Raw genomic sequence first — 18,119 nt, 5'->3', positions numbered from 1 at the left:
CGCTGGCAAGCCAGCTCCCACAATGTCCGGTGGTGCACATACCTTGTGGGAGCTGGCTTGCCAGCGATTAGGCCCTAAATGGCCCCCTTGATTCAACGCTGCGTCGCAATCCAGATCAACAACCCCGCCTGAAACACCGCAAAGGCCACCAGGCAGGTGATGGTGAAACGCAGCCCGGTGTCTTCACGCTTGTACTGGTTGACCCGTTCTTCCTGCTCGCGCAGTTTTATCTCTTGCTCCAACAGGTTCTGGTCGGCCTGTTGCAGCATGTTCGCGGCGTCGAGGATTTCCACCAACTGCACCTTCTCGCTGTTCCAGTTCGCGGCCAGCTCGCCGACCTGAACGTGTTCAAAACGTGCCTTGAGGTGTTGCGGGTCAGCGTACTCCACGGTCAGGCCGTGGCTGCTCAAGACGTGGTCGCGGCGCAGGCGGGTATCCTCGTTCAAGCCATCCTTGCTCGGCAAGGCAGCGCCATCGAAGCGATAGTGCGACCATTTTTTCTGCGCCCAGATAACGCCTTGGGCGATCAGGAAACGTCCCAGCCCGCGGTTGAGCGGCTCCATCTGCAGGCCGCTGTCCGGGCCGAAACGGACGCGGTGGGTCTGATGGTCGACCCAGATATCCAGATGGTTCTGTTCCTTGCGAACCCGCTGCCCCGGTAGCTGGACAGCAAGGCGCAGCAGGCTGTGATCCTTGTTGTGACGTTCGGCGTGGCCATATTGAACGAAGCGCAGCGGGCGCCCGCCGGTGCTGCGGTCGGTCGGCAACGGTGCCAGGCGCAGCATATGGAATTGCTCGGGCACAACGTCAGCCCAGGGCAATGCCAGCGGCTCCGTGGGCTCGGCAGCGATATCAGCGGTGTCCTGGGGGTGGGCGTCAGTCATCACGGCGATCCTCTTTCGCGCAGCAAGCCGGCAACGAACTGAGTGCCAGCATTGGCTTATCGGCCAAAATTCCCAGGACTGGAGGGCGTTTTCTGCGCCAATACGCTCAAGTTGCCGGCAACGCCTGGATAAAGCCAATGACACGCCGGCTCATTTCAGAGGCCAGGGGCAAGGCGGGATCGTCGTACGAGTCCAGCTGCTTTTTCAGATCAGCGGGGACAATGCGCAGCGTGTGATTCATGCCATCGATCACGGCAAGTTCCGCATCGGGTTTGGCAGCCTTGAGCAATTGGGCGTCCTTGACGTCGACCTGGATGTCGTTGCGCCCCTGGACAATCAGCGCTGGCATTTTCAGGCGAGCGAAGGCGGCTGCCGGGTCCTGGCGAAACAGCGAGATCAGGTAAGGTTGCACGCTGGGGCGAAAGATCACGTTCAATTGTGCCGGGACATTGGCGTCGGTCTGGCCGGCCTTGAGGCTGTCGATCAGCTGAAGTGCGCGTGGCAGCAGCGGGCGCGGCAGGCGCGCCTGCAATTGCTCGCGCAACACCTGGTCGATTGGCCGCGCACTGCCGGCCAGGGAGATGACGGCTTTGGCGTCGACCTGTGCGGCAGCCAGGCTTGCGATCAGTGCGCCTTCGCTGTGGCCCAGCAGAATCAGCGGGCCCAGCCGTGGGTCGGCCTTGAGCTTGCGGCTCCAGGCCACGGCATCGGCGACGTAACCGTCCACGCTGAGTTTGCGCTCGTCGGGTTGGGCAGCAAAACTCTCGGCGACCCCGCGCTTGTCGTAGCGAACGCTGGCGATCTGGTTCTTGGCCAACAGCAGGGCCAGGCGCTTGAGGTTGTCGTTACGCCCACCGGCCGGGTTGTTGCCGTCACGGTCGGTCGGGCCGGAGCCGGCAATGATCAACACCACCGGGACCGGGCTATTCGAGCGCGGCAACAGCAAGCTGCCCTTGAGCACGCCGCTGCCGGTGTCGAGGCTGATCGGCCGCTGCAGCACGCTGGGGCTGGCAGCCTGGGCCAGGCCGCAGCACAACAAAAGGGCAAGGGTAACAATCCGCAACATCATCAAGCCATCATTCGTCAGAGTGACCATAGGACTCGGCAATCGGAGGAAGGTTCGCTGGAGCAAGGGATGAACTGACCGGTTAGCCTGCGTATACTGGCGGCCTTGGTTAAATTAGGCTGATTTCGCGGAGCGTCCTGCATGTCCGGCAATACCTATGGCAAGCTGTTCACTGTCACCACCGCTGGCGAAAGCCATGGCCCGGCGTTGGTCGCCATTGTCGACGGCTGCCCGCCGGGGCTCGAACTGTCGCTGCAGGACCTGCAGCATGACCTGGACCGGCGCAAGCCCGGTACCAGTCGCCATACCACCCAGCGCCAGGAAGCCGACGAGGTGGAAATCCTCTCTGGCGTTTTCGAAGGGCGCACCACGGGCTGCGCCATTGGCCTGTTGATCCGCAACACCGACCAGAAGTCCAAGGATTACTCGGCAATCAAGGACCTGTTCCGCCCGGCCCACGCCGATTACACCTATCACCACAAGTACGGTGAGCGCGACTACCGTGGCGGTGGCCGCAGCTCGGCGCGCGAAACCGCCATGCGCGTGGCCGCCGGTGCCATCGCCAAGAAATACCTGGCCAGCCAGGACATCCGCATCCGTGGCTACATGAGCCAGCTGGGCCCGATCGAGATTCCGTTCAAGACCTGGGAGTCGGTGGAGCAGAATGCATTCTTCAGCCCCGACCCGGACAAGGTCCCGGAGCTGGAAGCCTATATGGACCAACTGCGCCGCGACCAGGACTCGGTCGGGGCGAAGATCACCGTGGTTGCCGAAGGGGTGATGCCGGGGTTGGGCGAGCCGATTTTCGACCGCCTGGATGCCGAACTGGCCCATGCCTTGATGAGCATCAATGCGGTCAAGGGCGTGGAAATCGGTGCGGGTTTCGCCAGTGTCGCCCAGCGTGGCACCGAGCATCGCGACGAGATGACCCCCGAAGGCTTCCTCAGTAACAACGCCGGCGGCATCCTCGGCGGGATTTCTTCCGGCCAGCCGATCGTTGCTCACCTGGCGCTCAAGCCGACCTCGAGCATCACCACGCCCGGGCGCTCGATCGATGTGCATGGCAATCCGGTCGAAGTCATCACCAAGGGCCGTCACGACCCTTGCGTCGGTATCCGGGCTACCCCGATCGCCGAAGCGATGATGGCCATCGTCCTGATGGATCACCTGCTGCGCCACCGTGGCCAGAACGCCGACGTACGCGTGACCACACCGGTCCTGGGTCAACTGTAATGGGTGATGGCGGCAACCACGCTGCGGCGGTATGACCGCCGTGGCGCCGATCCCTTACTGGCGCTTGTCCAGTTTCTACCTCTTCTATTTCGCCTTGCTCGGGTCGACCGCGCCGTTTCTGGCGTTGTATTTCGACTACCTGGGTTTTTCCAGCGCGCGCATTGGCGAGCTGGTGGCCATCCCCATGCTGATGCGTTGCGTGGCGCCGAACCTGTGGGGCTGGCTGGGCGATTACACCGGGCGGCGCCTGGCCATTGTGCGCTTCGGCGCGGTCTGCACGCTGTTCACCTTTTCCCTGATCTTCATCAGCAAGAGCTACGCCTGGCTCGCCATGGTCATGGCCCTGCACGCGTTTTTCTGGCATGCGGTGTTGCCACAGTTCGAGGTCATTACCCTGGCTCACCTGCAGGGGCAAACCGCGCGCTATAGCCAGATTCGCCTCTGGGGTTCGATCGGCTTCATCCTCACGGTGGTCGGCCTGGGCCGGCTGTTTGAATGGTTGAGCCTGGATATCTATCCCGTGGCCCTGGTGGTCATCATGGCCGGCATCGTGGTCAGCAGCCTGTGGGTGCCCAATGCCCAGCCGCCGGCCACGGACAATCGCCCGGCGGGCGAGGGGTTTCTCAAGCAATTGGCCAGCCCCGGTGTCCTGGCCTTCTGCGGCTGTGTGGGGCTGATGCAGTTGAGCCACGGGCCGTATTACACCTTCCTGACCCTGCACCTGGAGCACCTGGGCTACAGCCGGGGCGTGATCGGTATGCTCTGGGCCCTGGGCGTGGTGGCCGAAGTGCTGGTGTTCCTGGCCATGAGCTGGATCCTGGCGCGGGTATCGGTGCGCAAGGTGCTTCTGGCGAGTTTCCTGCTGGCGGCGCTGCGCTGGCTGCTGCTGGGCAGTTTCGCCGAACATCTGTGGGTGCTGTTGTTGGCGCAGGTACTGCACGCGGCCACGTTTGGCAGTTTTCACGCTGCTGCCATTCATTTCGTCCAACGTAGCTTCGGTGCGCGCCAGCAGGGCCAGGGCCAGGCGCTTTATGCGGCACTGGCCGGAACCGGCGGCGCCCTGGGCGCGTTGTATTCGGGCTATAGCTGGAATGCCTTGGGCCCCGCCACCACTTTTAGTATTGCCAGCGTCGCAGCCTTGGCTGCAGCCGTTATGATTGCTACTCGAATGAAAGAGGACAGGGCATGAGCCTTACCCGTGAACAACTGGCCCGGGAAATTATCGACGCCGGGCGTTTTCTTTATGGTCGTGGCTGGTCGCCGGCGACCAGCAGCAACTATTCGACCCGTCTGTCGGCCGATGAGGCCTTGTTGACCGTATCCGGTAAACATAAAGGCCAGCTGGGCCTCGATGACGTGCTGGCCACCGACCTGGATGGCAACAGCCTGGAAGCGGGCAAGAAGCCCTCGGCCGAGACCTTGCTGCACACCCAGTTGTACCGCTGGAACCCGCAGATCGGTGCGGTGCTGCATACCCATTCGGTCAATGCCACGGTGCTCTCGCGCCTGACCGATGCCGATCATCTGGTGTTCGAGGACTATGAACTGCAGAAGGCCTTCAGCGGCGTGTCGACCCACGAATCCCGGGTGTGCGTGCCGATTTTCGATAACGATCAGGACATCGCACGCCTGGCCAGCAAGGTTCAGCCCTGGCTCCAGCAGCACCCCGATTGCGTCGGTTACCTGATACGTGGCCATGGCCTGTATACCTGGGGCGCGCGCATGAGCGATGCCCTGCGCCAGGTCGAGGCCTTCGAGTTTCTGTTTGAATGTGAATTGAAAGTGCGATCGGTCACCGGTCGCTAGAAAAAGGAGTTGCCCCTGATGAGCAGCCTGAGCGTCTACCACCAGTCCACACCGGATATCCCGAACAAGGTCCTGACCCACCTTGAAGACATCGCCTCGACCCTGGGCGAGCATGGCGTGCGCTTCGAGCGCTGGGAAGCCGCCGCGCCGATCCAGCCCGGGGCAACCCAGGAGCAAGTGATTGCCGCCTATCAGGTGCAGATCGACAAGCTGATGACCGAATGCGGTTACGTCACGGTCGATGTGGTCAGCCTGAACAGCGATCACCCGCAAAAAGCTGAACTGCGTGCCAAGTTCCTCGATGAACACCGGCATGCTGAAGACGAAGTGCGTTTCTTCGTGGCCGGGCGTGGCTTGTTCACCCTGCATATCGACGATTATGTGTACGCGGTTCTGTGCGAGAAGGGTGATCTGATCTCGGTACCGGCCGGTACCCCGCACTGGTTCGACATGGGCGAGCATCCGCACTTCGTTGCCATCCGCCTGTTCAACAACCCCGAGGGCTGGGTCGCCAATTTCACCGGCCAAGACATCGCCGACCGCTTCCCGCGGCTCGAAGACTGACCTGGAGCATTCATGACGATCAAAGCCATCCTCACCGATATCGAAGGGACTACCAGTGCGGTGAGCTTCGTGTTCGATGTGCTGTTCCCGTTTGCCGCCCGGCATTTGCCCGATTTCGTGCGTGAGCATGCCACCGAGCCTGCGGTCGCGCAGCAGCTGGATGCCGTACGCCAGGACAAGCCGGACGCCGATGTCGAGCGGGTCATCGAGATCCTGCTCGGCTGGATCGCCGAGGACCGCAAGGCCACGGCACTCAAGGCGTTGCAAGGCATGGTCTGGGCCGAGGGTTACAAGGCCGGGCAGCTCAAGGGGCATGTCTACCCGGATGCCGTTGAAGCGTTGAAGCGCTGGCATCAGGAAGGGTATCGGCTGTATGTGTATTCGTCGGGCTCGATTCAGGCCCAGAAGTTGATTTTCGGTTGCTCGGAGGCCGGCGACCTGACGCCGCTGTTTACCGACTACTTTGATACCACCTCGGGCGGCAAGCGCGAGGCGCAGTCGTACCGCAACATCAGCCAGGCGATCGGTTTGCCGGCTGAAGAGATCTTGTTTCTTTCGGATATCGTCGAAGAACTGGATGCTGCGCAGGAGGCGGGGATGGCCACGTGTGGGGTGGTGCGTAACGGTGGGGAGCTGGCCGGGCACCCTAATGTGGCCAGCTTTGCCGTGATCGACGTGGCGGCGATTTGAGTTTATTGCGGCCCCTTCGGGCCCGAGCGCAGCCTGCGGCAGCGGCTACATGTGCGGGTTTACGCCGAACCCTGTAGCCGCTGCCGCAGGCTGCGCTCGGGCCCAACGGGGCCGTGGCTTTTAAAGCCTACGTCGAATGATAAGTCGGCAACGCAAAGCGATTCTGGCTCTGCAGCATGGAGATGGCCGGCAACTCACTGGCCTGTTCCGCCAAGTCACGGCGCAGTGCACTGATAAACCAGGACAATTGTTCCGGCGCGTGCAGCTGGGCATAAGAAATGGATCGCTTGATCTGTTTGCCGTCCGCACTGCGCAGCGTCAACAGTACAGCGCCATCCGGGCGTGCCTGGGTAGTGACTTCATACGCAGAGAACAATGAAGCGAATTTTTGCTGGATGAGGTCCATATCAACTCCTTGGCGCTTGATGGGCAAGCTTGGAGTGATAGGTGCAGTGATTGTGCCAGCATGACTTTTTTACAAAATCCTTTTAAATCAACTTGTTATGAAATAGCGTCGCGAAATCCTCCGTGCATTTTGCATGACTGGACGATCCGGACACTGCATTTTGCAGGGTATCCCTGCCAGGCCAACTGGAGAAGCTGCCCGACTAACCCTGAGGCTGGTTTTGCGGCTATCCTTTGCGCCCTTTTTTGTTTGTTGCAGGCTACTCGCATGAAAAACCAGCTCGTCGAACTCATTGGCAAAATCAGCTCGGGTTGCCTGCCGGACGAAGAAATCGAACGCATTGCCGGCGAGGCCGCCCAGGCCTACGCCGACCCGCAGGCGTTCCTGGTGGCCAACCCGGACATCAATTACGACGATAGTTTCCCGATTCCGCTGGGTGAGTGGGTCGTGGTCGGCAGCCTGCCGGACACGGTCCTGTTCCAGGCCGACAGCTATCAGGATCTGTTCGCGCAGATCGTTGATTCGTTCGGCAAGGATGTGGCGTTCAATATCAAGCCCAGGCAGCTGGCCAAGGTCGAAGCGCTGACGGCGCTCAATCGCATTCAGGTGCAAATGGGCAGCATGAACAAGGAGGCCGGCGGCTATGTGCTGATGAACTTCAGCCAACTGCTCGACGATGAACTGCAAATGGTGCTGGTCTACGGCAATGACGTGGCCCGGGTGCTGGAGCTCTGCGCCGAAGTGGGCATCGCCGCAGCGCCGGCTCTCGAAGCGCTGCGGGTTGCCGTGCACGTTTAAGGCACGCCCGACTACCCTGAGGATGCATATCATCACTCGGGAGCATCACATGGGTTCCACTTTCAATAGCCTGGTTGGCCTGATCATCCTGGCGCTGGATATCTGGGCCATTGCCGGCCCGCACGGCAACGTCAGGCTCTAGCGGTCAGATCAGCCAGGCGCCTTCGAGCTGCAGCAGTTGTTGCTTGCGCTCCAGGCCGCCGGCGTAGCCGGTCAGCGTGCCATTGCTGCCGATGACGCGATGGCAGGGAACGATCACGGCGATCGGGTTGGCACCATTGGCGGTGCCCACGGCGCGAATCGCCCTGGGGCGCTCGATGGTCTGGGCCAGTTGTGCATAACTGCAGGTGCGGCCGTAGGGAATGGCCAGCAGTGCCTGCCAGACCTGTTGCTGGAACGGCGTGCCACGGGGTGCCAGTTGCAGCTCGAAACGCTCACGGCGGCCTGCGAAATACTCATCGAGCTGGCGACAGGCCGCATCGAGCTGATTGCTCGCCGGGTACCAGTCGTCAGCCAGTTCCCAGGGTTGCGCGGCGTCCATATGCACCAGGCGCAGTCCCGCTTCATCTCCAGCGAGCAACAGTTGGCCGATGGGGCTTGGGTGATAGCGGTAGTACATGCTGGTACTTTCCTGGGGTGTGGATAAATAAAGATACCGCGAACGCCGCGCAAGTGTTCGACCTGTCATGTCTGGCGACGTAAAATGCGCGCCTTTCTTCAGGGACGGGCCACCGTCCGTTGCCAGCATTCACCAGGGACCTGCCCATGAGCGAATACCTCGAGACATTGTACGAAGGCTACGGCCAGCGTTTCAGCATGGAAAAACTCCTGCACGAAGTGCGCACTGAACACCAGCACCTGGTGATCTTCCAGAACGCGCGCATGGGGCGAGTCATGGCTCTGGACGGGGTTATCCAGACCACCGAAGCCGACGAGTTCATCTACCACGAGATGCTCACCCATGTGCCGATTCTGGCCCATGGCACCGCCAGGCGCGTGCTGATCATCGGCGGCGGCGATGGCGGCATGCTGCGTGAAGTGGCCAAGCACCGCAGCATCGAGCACATCACCATGGTCGAAATCGACGGTACCGTGGTGGATATGTGCAAGGAGTTCCTGCCCGACCACTCCAAGGGCGCTTTTGAGGATCCACGCCTGAACCTGGTGATCGATGACGGCATGCGTTTCGTCTCGACCACCCAGGAGAAGTTCGATGTCATCATCTCCGACTCCACCGACCCGATCGGCCCGGGCGAGGTGTTGTTCTCCGAAAACTTCTACCAGGCCTGCCATCGCTGCCTGAACGAAGGCGGCATTCTGGTGACCCAGAACGGCACCCCCTTCATGCAACTCAGTGAAGTGCAAACCACGGCCGGCCGCATGCGCAGCCTGTTCCCCGATTGGCACTTCTACCAGGCGGCGGTTCCAACCTACATCGGCGGGGCCATGACGTTCGCCTGGGGCGCGACCGACACCGCCTACCGCAAGTTGCCGCTGGAAACCCTGCGTCAGCGCTTTGCCGGCAGCGGGATCGTGACGCGCTACTACAACCCCGAGATTCACATCGGGGCGTTCGCCTTGCCACAATATGTGCTGCAGGCAGTGAACAAGCCAAGCAACGACTGATCCATTTCCAGCACAGACTTTGTGGGAAGGCTCTCGCGGCCTGGGCCGCTCCCACAAGGTGCTGCGCATTTTTGTTTCAAAAGCGCGCTATCAACGAAATTTTCACATTTCATCGAAGACAATTCGCGCGCGTACTTCCTGCTCGATGAGTGGCTGTGCATCTATATGGCAATGGTGCAGCATTGCCACTTCGCAAAGTCGATTCGAATTTCAACCCGTTTTCCTATGGATCCTCAAACCACATGGCTACTACGGACGCCTTGAGTCAGCAGCGGGCTTCGTCGCGCTTGCTGCAACCGACTATCAAATCGCATCTGGCCTACACGCTGCTCAGCGCACTGGCCATCATGGTGATGCTCAGCCTGCTGCGTCTTGCGTTGCTGGTTTACAACCGCGAGATGATCGGCAATACGCCGGCCATGACCTTTGTCGAAGCGTTCCTCAATGGTCTGCGCTTCGACCTGCGTCTGGTGGTTTATCTCTGCATTCCAATGCTGCTGGCGGTTCTCGGTGCCCGCGTCATGGCCGCTCGCGGATTCTTCCGAGTCTGGTTGACCATCGTTTCGAGCCTGGCGCTGTTCCTCGGGCTGATGGAGATGGACTTCTATCGCGAATTCCACCAGCGCCTCAACGGCCTGGTCTTCCAGTACGTGAAGGAAGACCCCAAGACCGTCCTGAGCATGCTCTGGTACGGCTTCCCGGTGGTGCGTTACCTGCTGGCCTGGGCCTTCGTGACTTGGCTGTTGAGCCTGGTTTTCAAGGGCATCGACCGCCTGACCCGCCCCAGCGACGAGTACGGCTCGGCCATGGCCGGTTCGCGTGGTGCGGCCCCCTGGTATACCCGCGTCGGCGTATTCGTGGTCATCCTGCTGATCGCCGTCGTCGCCGCCCGCGGCACCTTGCGTCAAGGCCCGCCACTGCGCTGGGGCGATGCCTATACCACTGACTCGAACTTTGCCAACCAGCTGGGCCTCAACGGTACCCTCAGCCTGGTGGAAGCGGGCAAGAGCCGCCTGTCCGAAGACCACGACAACCTCTGGAAGGCCACGTTGCCGCAGCCTGAAGCGCAGCAGACGGTCCGCGACCTGTTGCTGACGTCGAACGACAATCTGGTAGACGGCGAAACGGCCGCCATCCGTCGTGATTACCTGCCGCCGGCGGAAAACACCCTGCCGATTCGCAACGTGGTGGTGATTCTGATGGAGAGCTTTGCCGGTCACTCGGTCGGCGCCCTGGGTAGCGAGGCGAACATCACGCCGTACTTCGACAAGCTGGCCAAAGAGGGCCTGCTGTTCGACCATTTCTTCTCCAATGGTACCCATACTCACCAGGGCATGTTCGCCACCATGGCCTGCTTCCCCAACCTGCCTGGTTTTGAATACCTGATGCAGACGCCCGAAGGCAGCCACAAGCTGTCGGGCCTGCCAGCGTTGCTCAGCCCCCGCGGCTACGATGACGTGTATGTCTATAACGGCAATTTTGCCTGGGACAACCAGTCGGGCTTCTTCAGCAACCAGGGCATGACCAACTTCATCGGCCGCGAGGACTACGTCAACCCGGTCTTCTCCGATCCGACCTGGGGCGTTTCCGACCAGGACATGTTCGACCGTGGTGCGCAGGAACTGGAGGACAACTTCGGCAAGAACGGGAAGCCGTTCTATGCCTTGCTGCAGACCCTGTCCAACCATACCCCGTATGCACTGCCCAAGGACTTGCCGGTGGAGCCTGTGACCGGTCATGGCACCCTCGACCTGCACCTGACGGCCATGCGCTATTCGGACTGGGCATTGGGTCAGTTCTTCGAGAAAGCGCGCAAGGCGCCTTACTTCAAGGAAACCCTGTTTGTGGTCGTCGGCGACCACGGCTTTGGCAACAACAAGCAGATCACCGAAATGGACCTGGGCCGTTTCAACGTGCCGCTGCTGCTGATCGGCCCTGGCATCCAGGAAAAGTTCGGCGCGCGTAACAGCACTGTCGGCACCCAGATCGACATCGTCCCGACCATCATGGGCCGCCTGGGGGGTGAAGTGCGTCATCAATGCTGGGGCCGTGACCTGCTGAACTTGCCCGAAGGGGACAAGGGCTTCGGCGTGATCAAGCCCTCGGGCAGCGATCAGACCGTGGCACTGATCACCGGTAATCGGATCCTGGTCGAGCCCAAGGAAATGGCGGCGCGGGTCTACCGCTATGAGCTGGGTGCCAATCCGAAGTCCGAGTTGATCCACAGTGAGTCCGATAAGGCTGAGCTCAAGCGCAAGCTGGAGTCCTTCCTGCAGACCGCGACCAAGAGCCTGATCGACAACACTGCCGGTGTTGTGGGCGGTATGCCGGACTGATCCTCTGCTGTTGAAATGGAAGAGGCCCCTCGCGGGCGGGCCTCTTTTTTTTTACTTATGGCCCGTGGAACGAATGTTCGGCTTGCAGGGTCAAGAATGTGTATACCTGTATCACGCAGCATCGCTTCTCTTTGCTGAGGAGATACCAATGAAAGAATGGGAAATCACTTACACCGACAACAGCGGTGCTCCAGCCAGCCTGCAAACGACCTCCGATCAACGCCCGAGCGCCGAAGAAGCCGCGCGGCTGATTCGTTCGCATTTGTTTCCGGTCATGGATGAGATCGATCTCAATGACTATCAGGACCGGACCGCGTCGCCGACCGAGACATGGCTGGCAGAGAACAGCGGCGTAAAAATCCTTTCCATCGTTGAAGTGCCTTGAAACCCTGGTCTGAACCAGGCCCTCTTGGCACCGGCGCTTGCTTCACGCTACTCTGCAATCGAGATCAGCGAATCACTCGCTACGATCTGATCTTGTCAGCTCCATGCTTGCTCCAGGTTTTTGATCGGCAATTGCCCTGTTCAGGGCCGGACCTGGAAGTTTGAAAGTCTATCCATCGGTATTGAGGAGGACGATTCATGAGCACAGCCTATCAAGAAGACATCAGCAGCAGTGTGCTGCGCCGCATGAAAGAAGGCGGTTTCGACTTTGCACGTATTCACCCCATCGAGTTCTACGCCATATTCCCGGATGAGGAACGGGCGCGCAGGGCTGCGGGCAAATTTCGTGGAGAGTCATTGAGTGCGCAAGTCAGTGAACGGGATGACGGCGGCTGGAGCCTTGAATTGAGCAAGGTGATGTACGCCACCTATGGCGGTATTGGTGAGTTCGAGCAGAACTTCGAAGCCGTCATCGCCCCCCTGGGCGGAGAGATCGAAGGTTGGGGTGTCAAGCAGGAGGTCAGGCGCCCATTGGCATGATTGGATTCACCGGCTTGCATCGGCTGACCTCGGGTCGGCCGATGTCGTTTTCGGGCCTTGAAAAAAAAATGGCCACCGAAGTGGTGGCCGAAAGGGAAGAGTACGGAATGGAGTTGCCGTAGGAGTTTGATCCTTGGCGTGCATGAATTATCGGCGATATCTCGTGGGCAGCCCAATGAACTCTGTCTATGCTGGTCATAGCAATACGCCGGTAGTTACACGCTTCGCAATGGAGCGCTCGATGATCAGTTGACGCAGTTACCGCACGGCAATGGTGCGGCGCTTTTGGGAACCATCGTCAACTGCTTGAATTTAAAGCGCTTATGCCGCTGGCACGGGCCTTGCGAAGGCCTTGGTGTCCGGGTGACAAGGAGTACGGCATGATCCGCACCTATTTTGATGAAATGTATGCTGCCGACGGCCAGGTCCGTCCGCACTATCGGGAGTTCGCCCGTTGGTTGGCCGAGACGCCTCAGGAGCTTCTGGCACAACGGCGACGAGAGGCCGATTTGTTGTTTCATCGCGCCGGTATCACTTTCACGCTCTACGGTGACGAGCAGGGCACCGAGCGATTGATCCCGTTCGATACAATCCCGCGCAGTATTCCGGCCAGTGAGTGGCGGGTGGTCGAGCGCGGCTGTATTCAGCGGGTCAAGGCCTTGAACCTGTTTCTCGCGGACCTTTACCACGATCAACGGATCATCAAGGCCGGGATCATTCCGGCCGAGCAGGTGCTGGCCAACGATCAGTACCAGTTGGCCATGCAGGGCTTGAACCTGCACCGCGATATCTATTCGCACATCTCCGGGGTCGATCTGGTGCGTGATGGCGATGGCACTTACTACGTGCTGGAAGACAACCTGCGCACGCCCAGCGGTGTCAGCTACATGCTTGAAGACCGCAAGATGATGATGCGGCTGTTTCCCGAGCTGTTCGCTGCCCAGCGCATCGCGCCGATCGACCACTACCCGAACCTGTTGCTCGATACCCTCAAAAGCTCGAGCCCCCTGGAAAACCCGAGCGTCGTGGTGCTGACCCCCGGGCGGTTCAACAGTGCCTTTTTCGAGCATGCCTTCCTGGCGCGGGAAATGGGCGTGGAGCTGGTGGAGGGCGCCGACCTGTTCGTGCGTGACGACCACGTGTTCATGCGCACCACGGACGGGCCCAAGCCGGTGGATGTGATTTACCGGCGCCTGGACGATGCCTTCCTCGATCCGCTGGCATTCAACCCGCAATCAATGCTCGGCGTGCCGGGGCTGCTGTCGGCCTATCGGTCCGGCAACGTGGTGTTGGCCAACGCCATCGGCACCGGGGTGGCCGATGACAAATCGGTATACCCCTATGTCACCGACATGATTCGCTTCTACCTGGATGAAGAGCCGATCCTCAAGAACGTGCCGACCTGGCAATGCCGCAAGCCCGAGGAGCTGTCCCATGTGCTGGCGCATTTGCCGGAACTGGTGGTCAAGGAAACCCAGGGCTCCGGCGGCTACGGCATGCTGGTCGGGCCTGCCGCCACGCGCGCCGAGCTCGAGGCCTTTGCCGCCCGGATCAAGGCCAGGCCAAATGCCTACATCGCCCAGCCGACCTTGTCGCTGTCGACGTGCCCGACGTTCGTCGAGAACGGTATCGCCCCACGTCATATCGACCTGCGCCCGTTTGTGCTGGCCGGCCGCGAGACCCGGGTTGTGCCAGGTGGCCTGACCCGTGTCGCACTGCGTGAGGGTTCTCTGGTGGTCAACTCCTCCCAGGGCGGTGGAACCAAGGACACCTGGGTGGTAGAGGATTAAGGATGCCTGCCAATGTTAAGTAGAACTGCCTCGGATTTGTATTGGATGTCGCGTTATCTGGAACGAGCGGAAAATCTCGCGCGGATGCTCGATGTCAGTTACTCGTTGTCGTTGATGCCACAGGACGGCCGAGGCGATGGCCTCGATGAAATGGCCATGCCGCTGCTGATAACCGGCACCCTGGATGATTACCTGGAACGTCATGGCCAGCTCCACGCCGAACGCTTGCTGCACTTCTTTGCACTGGATGCGGCGAACCCGGCGAGCATCTACAGCTGCCTGGGCGCGGCACGGGCCAGTGCCCATGCAGTACGTGGGCGGATTACCGCCGACATGTGGGAAAACATCAACGCCACCTGGCTGGAGATTCGCGGAATCGCCGAGCAGGGGCTGAGCCGTTACGGCATGAGCCGATTCTGCGAGTGGATCAAGGAGCGTTCACACCTGTTCCGAGGCGCCAGCTACGGCACCATCATGCGCAACGATGCCTTTCGTTTCATTCGCCTGGGAACCTTTATCGAACGGGCCGACAACACCTTGCGCCTGCTCGACGCCCGCTACGAGATGCTCGGCGACGAGGCCGAAGCGGTCAGCGACAGTTCAGCCCGTGGTTATTACCAATGGAGTGCCTTGTTGCGGGCGTTGTCGTCGTTCGAGGCGTACACCGAGATTTACCGTGACGCGCCGGGGGCAAGGCATGTGGCCGAGCTGCTGTTGCTGCGCGCCGATGTGCCGCGTTCGCTGCGGGCCTGCACCGAAGAAATCGACCAGATCCTGGCGAGCCTGCCAGGTGCCAACGGTCGTCCGGCACAACGCCTGGCGGTGGAAATCGATGCCCGACTGCGCTACACCGCCATTGATGAAATCCTCGGTGAAGGTCTGCACGCCTGGTTGACCGAATATATCCCGCTGGTACGCCAGCTGGGCAATGCCATTCACAGCGCTTACCTGGAGGCAGCATGAGACTGACCATTCGCCACGAAACCGCCTACCACTATGAAGATCAGGTACGCGCAAGCATCCAGTATCTGCGCCTGCCCCCCCATGACAGCGATCGTCAGCAGGTGCTCAGTTGGCAGCTCGATCTGCCGCGCCCGGTGCGGGCGCAGTTGGACCCGTTCGGCAATATCCTGCATGTGCTCACTCTGGATGAGCCCCATGACGCGATCATTATCGGTGCGCGCGGCCAGGTGGAAATCGACGAAACGCAAGAGGCTGAACATGAGAGTCAGTCGGCCTTGCCGTTCCTGCGCTTTACCCGGCTGACCGAGGCCGACGAGGCGCTGCGCAGTTTTGCCGCCAAAGAGTGCCGCAAACGCAAGAATCGCTCGGCACTGATCGACCTGATGCAGGCGCTCAACCAGCACATGGCTTATAAACCGGGCACCACCGAAGTGGACACCAGCGCCGCCGAGGCCTTCGCCGGGCGTGTAGGCGTGTGTCAGGACCATACCCATGCCTTCCTGGCCTGCGCACGCAGCCTGGGCGTTCCGGCGCGGTATGTGTCGGGGTATCTGTTCAGTGCCGAAAGCGAGCACCTGGCCAGCCATGCTTGGGCGGAGGCCTGGCTGGATGACGCCTGGTACAGTTTCGATGTGACCAACCAGCTGGCGCGGCCAGAGCGTCATTTGAAGCTGGCCGTGGGCCTGGATTACCTCGATGCCTGCCCGGTTCGCGGCATGCGCCGTGGCGGCGGGTTCGAGCAGATGCATGCCAAGGTGCTGGTTACGCCGACGTTGAGCGTGCAGCAACAGTGAGTGATGCCATTGGCAGCTAGCGCTGCATCGCGGGCAAGCCCGCTCCCACAAGGACCGCGGTGATCCTGTGGGAGCGGGCTTGCCCGCGATTGGGTCACTGTTTTCGCCCGGCCATGTGCCGTAGATAACCAATCAACTTGTCCAACTCCGCATCCGGCAACACGGTCTGATTGAACCCCGGCATCTTCGCCTGCGGCCACTGCCGCAGGCTCTGCGGGTCGCGTATATAACGCCGCAAGAAATCCCCGCTTAAATACTCGGTCGGACTATAGGGAATATTCAGATCGGGCCCCATCTGCGCGTCACCTGCACCGTTGAGACGGTGGCAGGCCAGGCAGTTTTTTTGAAACAGGGCAAAACCCAGGTTCACCGGATCTTCAGCGGCCAGCCGCGGGTCGGGACGCATGGCCGGGAAACGCTCGGCGACTGGGGCCAGGCGGCGAATGCTGGCGACATTGAAGGGCCATTGTTCGGGGCTGATATGCCCGGCCTGGGGGGCGGTCCAGACCAGATAGAAAGGCCCGGCGCTGGCTTTGCCCTTGGCCAGGGGTGGCCATGGCTGCGCCGGATCTTCCACCGCCAGCCAGGCGCGAGCCGGGCCGCTGCTCAATAAAGGGGCCGCCGGCATTTCCGCCGCGAAACCGTCTGATGCCACTGCTTGCAAGTGATCTTGCGCGCTTACGCCACCCAGTAGGGCACTGATGGGCACGGCGCGGTATTGCATGGTCTTTTTGTAGGATACGTCGTCTTCGATCGTGATCGTCTGCGCTTGCGGGTGTTTGAGCAGGGCCTCGGTCTGCCAGGTGCGGCTGGAGGAACCCAGGTCGAGCGTCAGTTGTGCCGCAAACAGGGGGGCGTGCAGCAGTGCGGGTAGCAGGGCAATCCAATAGCGCATGGGCCAATCTCCTTCAATTCAGGGAGGAAGATTGGCACACCTGCGCCGACCCCGGAAGCAACCGAGGCCGACGTATCAACGAATGGGGGCAAGATGCCGGTCAACCGAACAGACGACTGAGGTTCGGTAGAATCAGCAGTAATGTGGTGGCGAAGACAATAAGACCGGCCTGACGTACTTTGGTTTGCTTGATCATGGCTGACCGCCTTTTTTGTTGTTATTCCTGAGCGCCGCCTTATCTGGCCTGGCGTAAAACAGATAGTTCCGCATCCATGCCCGGCAAAACCCGGCAGCAATGGATACATTTCTAACCTTAGGGCCCACGTCACTCATGGTTTAGAACGCTTTTGTATGAATAACGTTAATTATTGGTTGTTTTAGGTATGAGGCGTTTTGCCAGCTTGTCGAAGGCCGTTTGCTAGACGCGTGCGTCCTCATGCAAGTGGATCCATTAGCCGGCTACCGTTCGTCCGAGTGTCCAACCTGCCCGAACAGGTCATGACTCGCACTTGCCTTCAGGCCAGAATTCAAGGCAGGCTAGAGGCACTATCGCCTTTGTCGTGCCAGGGTACTTTTTATGTCGTTACGCATCTGCATCCTCGAAACCGATGTTCTGCGGCCTGAACTCGTCGAACAGTACCAGGGCTACGGACGGATGTTCGAGCAACTGTTTGCCCGCCAGCCGATTGCCGCCCAGTTCAGCGTGTACAACGTCATGCATGGCGATTATCCGGGCGAAGATCTGCAGTTCGATGCGTATCTGGTCACTGGCAGCAAGGCCGACTCATTCGGCACAGACCCCTGGATCGAAACGCTCAAGACCTTCCTGCTGCAGCGCTACGAGCGTGGCGACAAACTGTTGGGCGTGTGTTTCGGTCATCAGTTGCTGGCATTGCTGCTGGGTGGCAAGAGCGAGCGCTCGACCCAAGGCTGGGGCGTGGGCACCCATCGCTACACCCTGGCGCACCAGGCGCCGTGGATGAGCCCTGCGGTTGAAGACTTGACCTTGTTGATCAGCCACCAGGACCAGGTCACCCGACTACCGGAAAACGCTACCGTGGTGGCTTCCAGCGAGTTCTGCCCGATCGCGGCCTATCAGATCAACGATCAGGTATTGTGCTTCCAGGGGCATCCGGAATTCGTTCACGACTATTCCCGGGCCTTGCTCGACGCGCGCCAGGACAAACTGGGCGAGCAGGTCTACAAGACCGGCATGGCCAGCCTGGCCCAGGAACACCAGGGCACTACCGTGGCCGAGTGGATGATGCGTTTCGTGGCGCATAAACCCCAGGCCGCCTCGATCTCCTGACGAGTCTTACCTCTCATTCCCACGCTCTGGCGTGG

General features: G+C 60.6%; 19 protein-coding genes. 14 read left to right on the top strand and 5 right to left on the bottom strand.

The features are described 5' to 3' along the window. Positions 1-92: 92 nt before the first annotated feature. Both NVV94_RS19470 and NVV94_RS19465 read right to left on the bottom strand, forming a co-directional pair. Positions 93-884, bottom strand: coding sequence for a hypothetical protein (locus NVV94_RS19470; protein WP_258444007.1), 792 nt, complete (start codon positions 882-884; stop codon positions 93-95). A gap of 106 nt (positions 885-990) precedes the next feature. Further along, positions 991-1,953: an alpha/beta hydrolase gene (locus NVV94_RS19465; protein ID WP_258444006.1), complete on the bottom strand. Its 963-nt coding sequence runs from the start codon at positions 1,951-1,953 to the stop codon at positions 991-993. A gap of 138 nt (positions 1,954-2,091) precedes the next feature. On the opposite strand from NVV94_RS19465, the gene aroC reads away from it, so the two are divergent. Genes aroC through mtnC form a run of 5 tightly spaced genes read left to right on the top strand, consistent with a single transcriptional unit; the run spans position 2,092 to position 6,243 of the window. Next, positions 2,092-3,183, top strand: a complete 1,092-nt coding sequence (gene aroC / locus NVV94_RS19460; protein ID WP_258444005.1) for a chorismate synthase — start codon at positions 2,092-2,094, stop codon at positions 3,181-3,183. 31 nt (positions 3,184-3,214) lie between these two features. Beyond that, entirely contained in the window at positions 3,215-4,372 is a 1,158-nt protein-coding gene (locus NVV94_RS19455; protein WP_258444004.1) for an MFS transporter, read from the top strand. Further along, the gene (locus NVV94_RS19450; RefSeq protein ID WP_258444003.1) at positions 4,369-4,989 is read left to right on the top strand and encodes a methylthioribulose 1-phosphate dehydratase; all 621 of its coding nucleotides are present in this window, start codon (positions 4,369-4,371) and stop codon (positions 4,987-4,989) included. The genes NVV94_RS19455 and NVV94_RS19450 overlap by 4 nt, the downstream gene beginning before the upstream one ends. Before the next feature lie 18 nt (positions 4,990-5,007). Then, positions 5,008-5,553 carry an acireductone dioxygenase gene (locus NVV94_RS19445; RefSeq protein WP_258444002.1) on the top strand — a complete coding sequence of 182 codons (546 nt, stop codon included), beginning with the start codon at positions 5,008-5,010 and terminating at the stop codon, positions 5,551-5,553. Between the two features lie 12 nt (positions 5,554-5,565). Next, entirely contained in the window at positions 5,566-6,243 is a 678-nt protein-coding gene (mtnC, locus tag NVV94_RS19440) for an acireductone synthase (protein ID WP_258444001.1), read from the top strand. Positions 6,244-6,370: 127 nt separating this feature from the next. Here mtnC and NVV94_RS19435 read toward each other — a convergent pair whose 3' ends face one another. Next, positions 6,371-6,649, bottom strand: coding sequence for a DUF3509 domain-containing protein (locus NVV94_RS19435; RefSeq protein ID WP_258443999.1), 279 nt, complete (start codon positions 6,647-6,649; stop codon positions 6,371-6,373). A gap of 267 nt (positions 6,650-6,916) precedes the next feature. Between NVV94_RS19435 and NVV94_RS19430 the strand changes: the two genes are divergently transcribed. Continuing rightward, on the top strand, positions 6,917-7,447 hold the full coding sequence (locus NVV94_RS19430) for a hypothetical protein (RefSeq protein WP_258443998.1): 531 nt from the start codon (positions 6,917-6,919) through the stop codon (positions 7,445-7,447). A gap of 145 nt (positions 7,448-7,592) precedes the next feature. Here the strand turns inward: NVV94_RS19430 and NVV94_RS19425 are convergent, their stop codons facing one another. Then, positions 7,593-8,066 (bottom strand): methylated-DNA--[protein]-cysteine S-methyltransferase, encoded by a 474-nt coding sequence (locus NVV94_RS19425; protein ID WP_258443997.1) that lies wholly within the window; start codon positions 8,064-8,066, stop codon positions 7,593-7,595. Between the two features lie 146 nt (positions 8,067-8,212). Here NVV94_RS19425 and speE point away from each other — a divergent pair, with 146 nt between their 5' ends. From speE to NVV94_RS19390, 7 genes are all read left to right on the top strand, one after another. Then, positions 8,213-9,073 carry a polyamine aminopropyltransferase gene (gene speE / locus NVV94_RS19420; RefSeq protein ID WP_258443996.1) on the top strand — a complete coding sequence of 287 codons (861 nt, stop codon included), beginning with the start codon at positions 8,213-8,215 and terminating at the stop codon, positions 9,071-9,073. 242 nt (positions 9,074-9,315) lie between these two features. Beyond that, entirely contained in the window at positions 9,316-11,409 is a 2,094-nt protein-coding gene (locus NVV94_RS19415) for an LTA synthase family protein (protein WP_258443995.1), read from the top strand. Between the two features lie 148 nt (positions 11,410-11,557). Then, on the top strand, positions 11,558-11,794 hold the full coding sequence (locus NVV94_RS19410) for a hypothetical protein (protein WP_258443994.1): 237 nt from the start codon (positions 11,558-11,560) through the stop codon (positions 11,792-11,794). A gap of 197 nt (positions 11,795-11,991) precedes the next feature. Then, entirely contained in the window at positions 11,992-12,333 is a 342-nt protein-coding gene (locus NVV94_RS19405) for a ribonuclease E inhibitor RraB (protein ID WP_258443993.1), read from the top strand. A 380-nt stretch (positions 12,334-12,713) separates the two neighbouring features. Continuing rightward, a complete protein-coding gene (locus NVV94_RS19400; protein ID WP_258443992.1) occupies positions 12,714-14,123 on the top strand; it encodes a circularly permuted type 2 ATP-grasp protein in 1,410 nt (469 codons plus the stop codon). Positions 14,124-14,135: 12 nt separating this feature from the next. Then, entirely contained in the window at positions 14,136-15,086 is a 951-nt protein-coding gene (locus tag NVV94_RS19395) for an alpha-E domain-containing protein (RefSeq protein ID WP_258443991.1), read from the top strand. After that, positions 15,083-15,880, top strand: coding sequence for a transglutaminase family protein (locus NVV94_RS19390; protein WP_258443990.1), 798 nt, complete (start codon positions 15,083-15,085; stop codon positions 15,878-15,880). The genes NVV94_RS19395 and NVV94_RS19390 overlap by 4 nt, the downstream gene beginning before the upstream one ends. Positions 15,881-15,974: 94 nt before the next feature. Here the strand turns inward: NVV94_RS19390 and NVV94_RS19385 are convergent, their stop codons facing one another. Then, positions 15,975-16,775, bottom strand: coding sequence for a cytochrome c (locus tag NVV94_RS19385; RefSeq protein ID WP_258443989.1), 801 nt, complete (start codon positions 16,773-16,775; stop codon positions 15,975-15,977). 577 nt (positions 16,776-17,352) lie between these two features. Here NVV94_RS19385 and NVV94_RS19380 point away from each other — a divergent pair. Beyond that, positions 17,353-18,084, top strand: a complete 732-nt coding sequence (locus tag NVV94_RS19380) for an amidotransferase (RefSeq protein WP_258443988.1) — start codon at positions 17,353-17,355, stop codon at positions 18,082-18,084. Positions 18,085-18,119 lie beyond the last annotated feature (35 nt).

Source organism: Pseudomonas sp. LS1212 (genome assembly GCF_024741815.1).
Classification (GTDB): domain Bacteria; phylum Pseudomonadota; class Gammaproteobacteria; order Pseudomonadales; family Pseudomonadaceae; genus Aquipseudomonas.
Note: the sequence above shows the minus strand (reverse complement) of the source record. Positions and strands in the feature narration are given on the sequence as shown.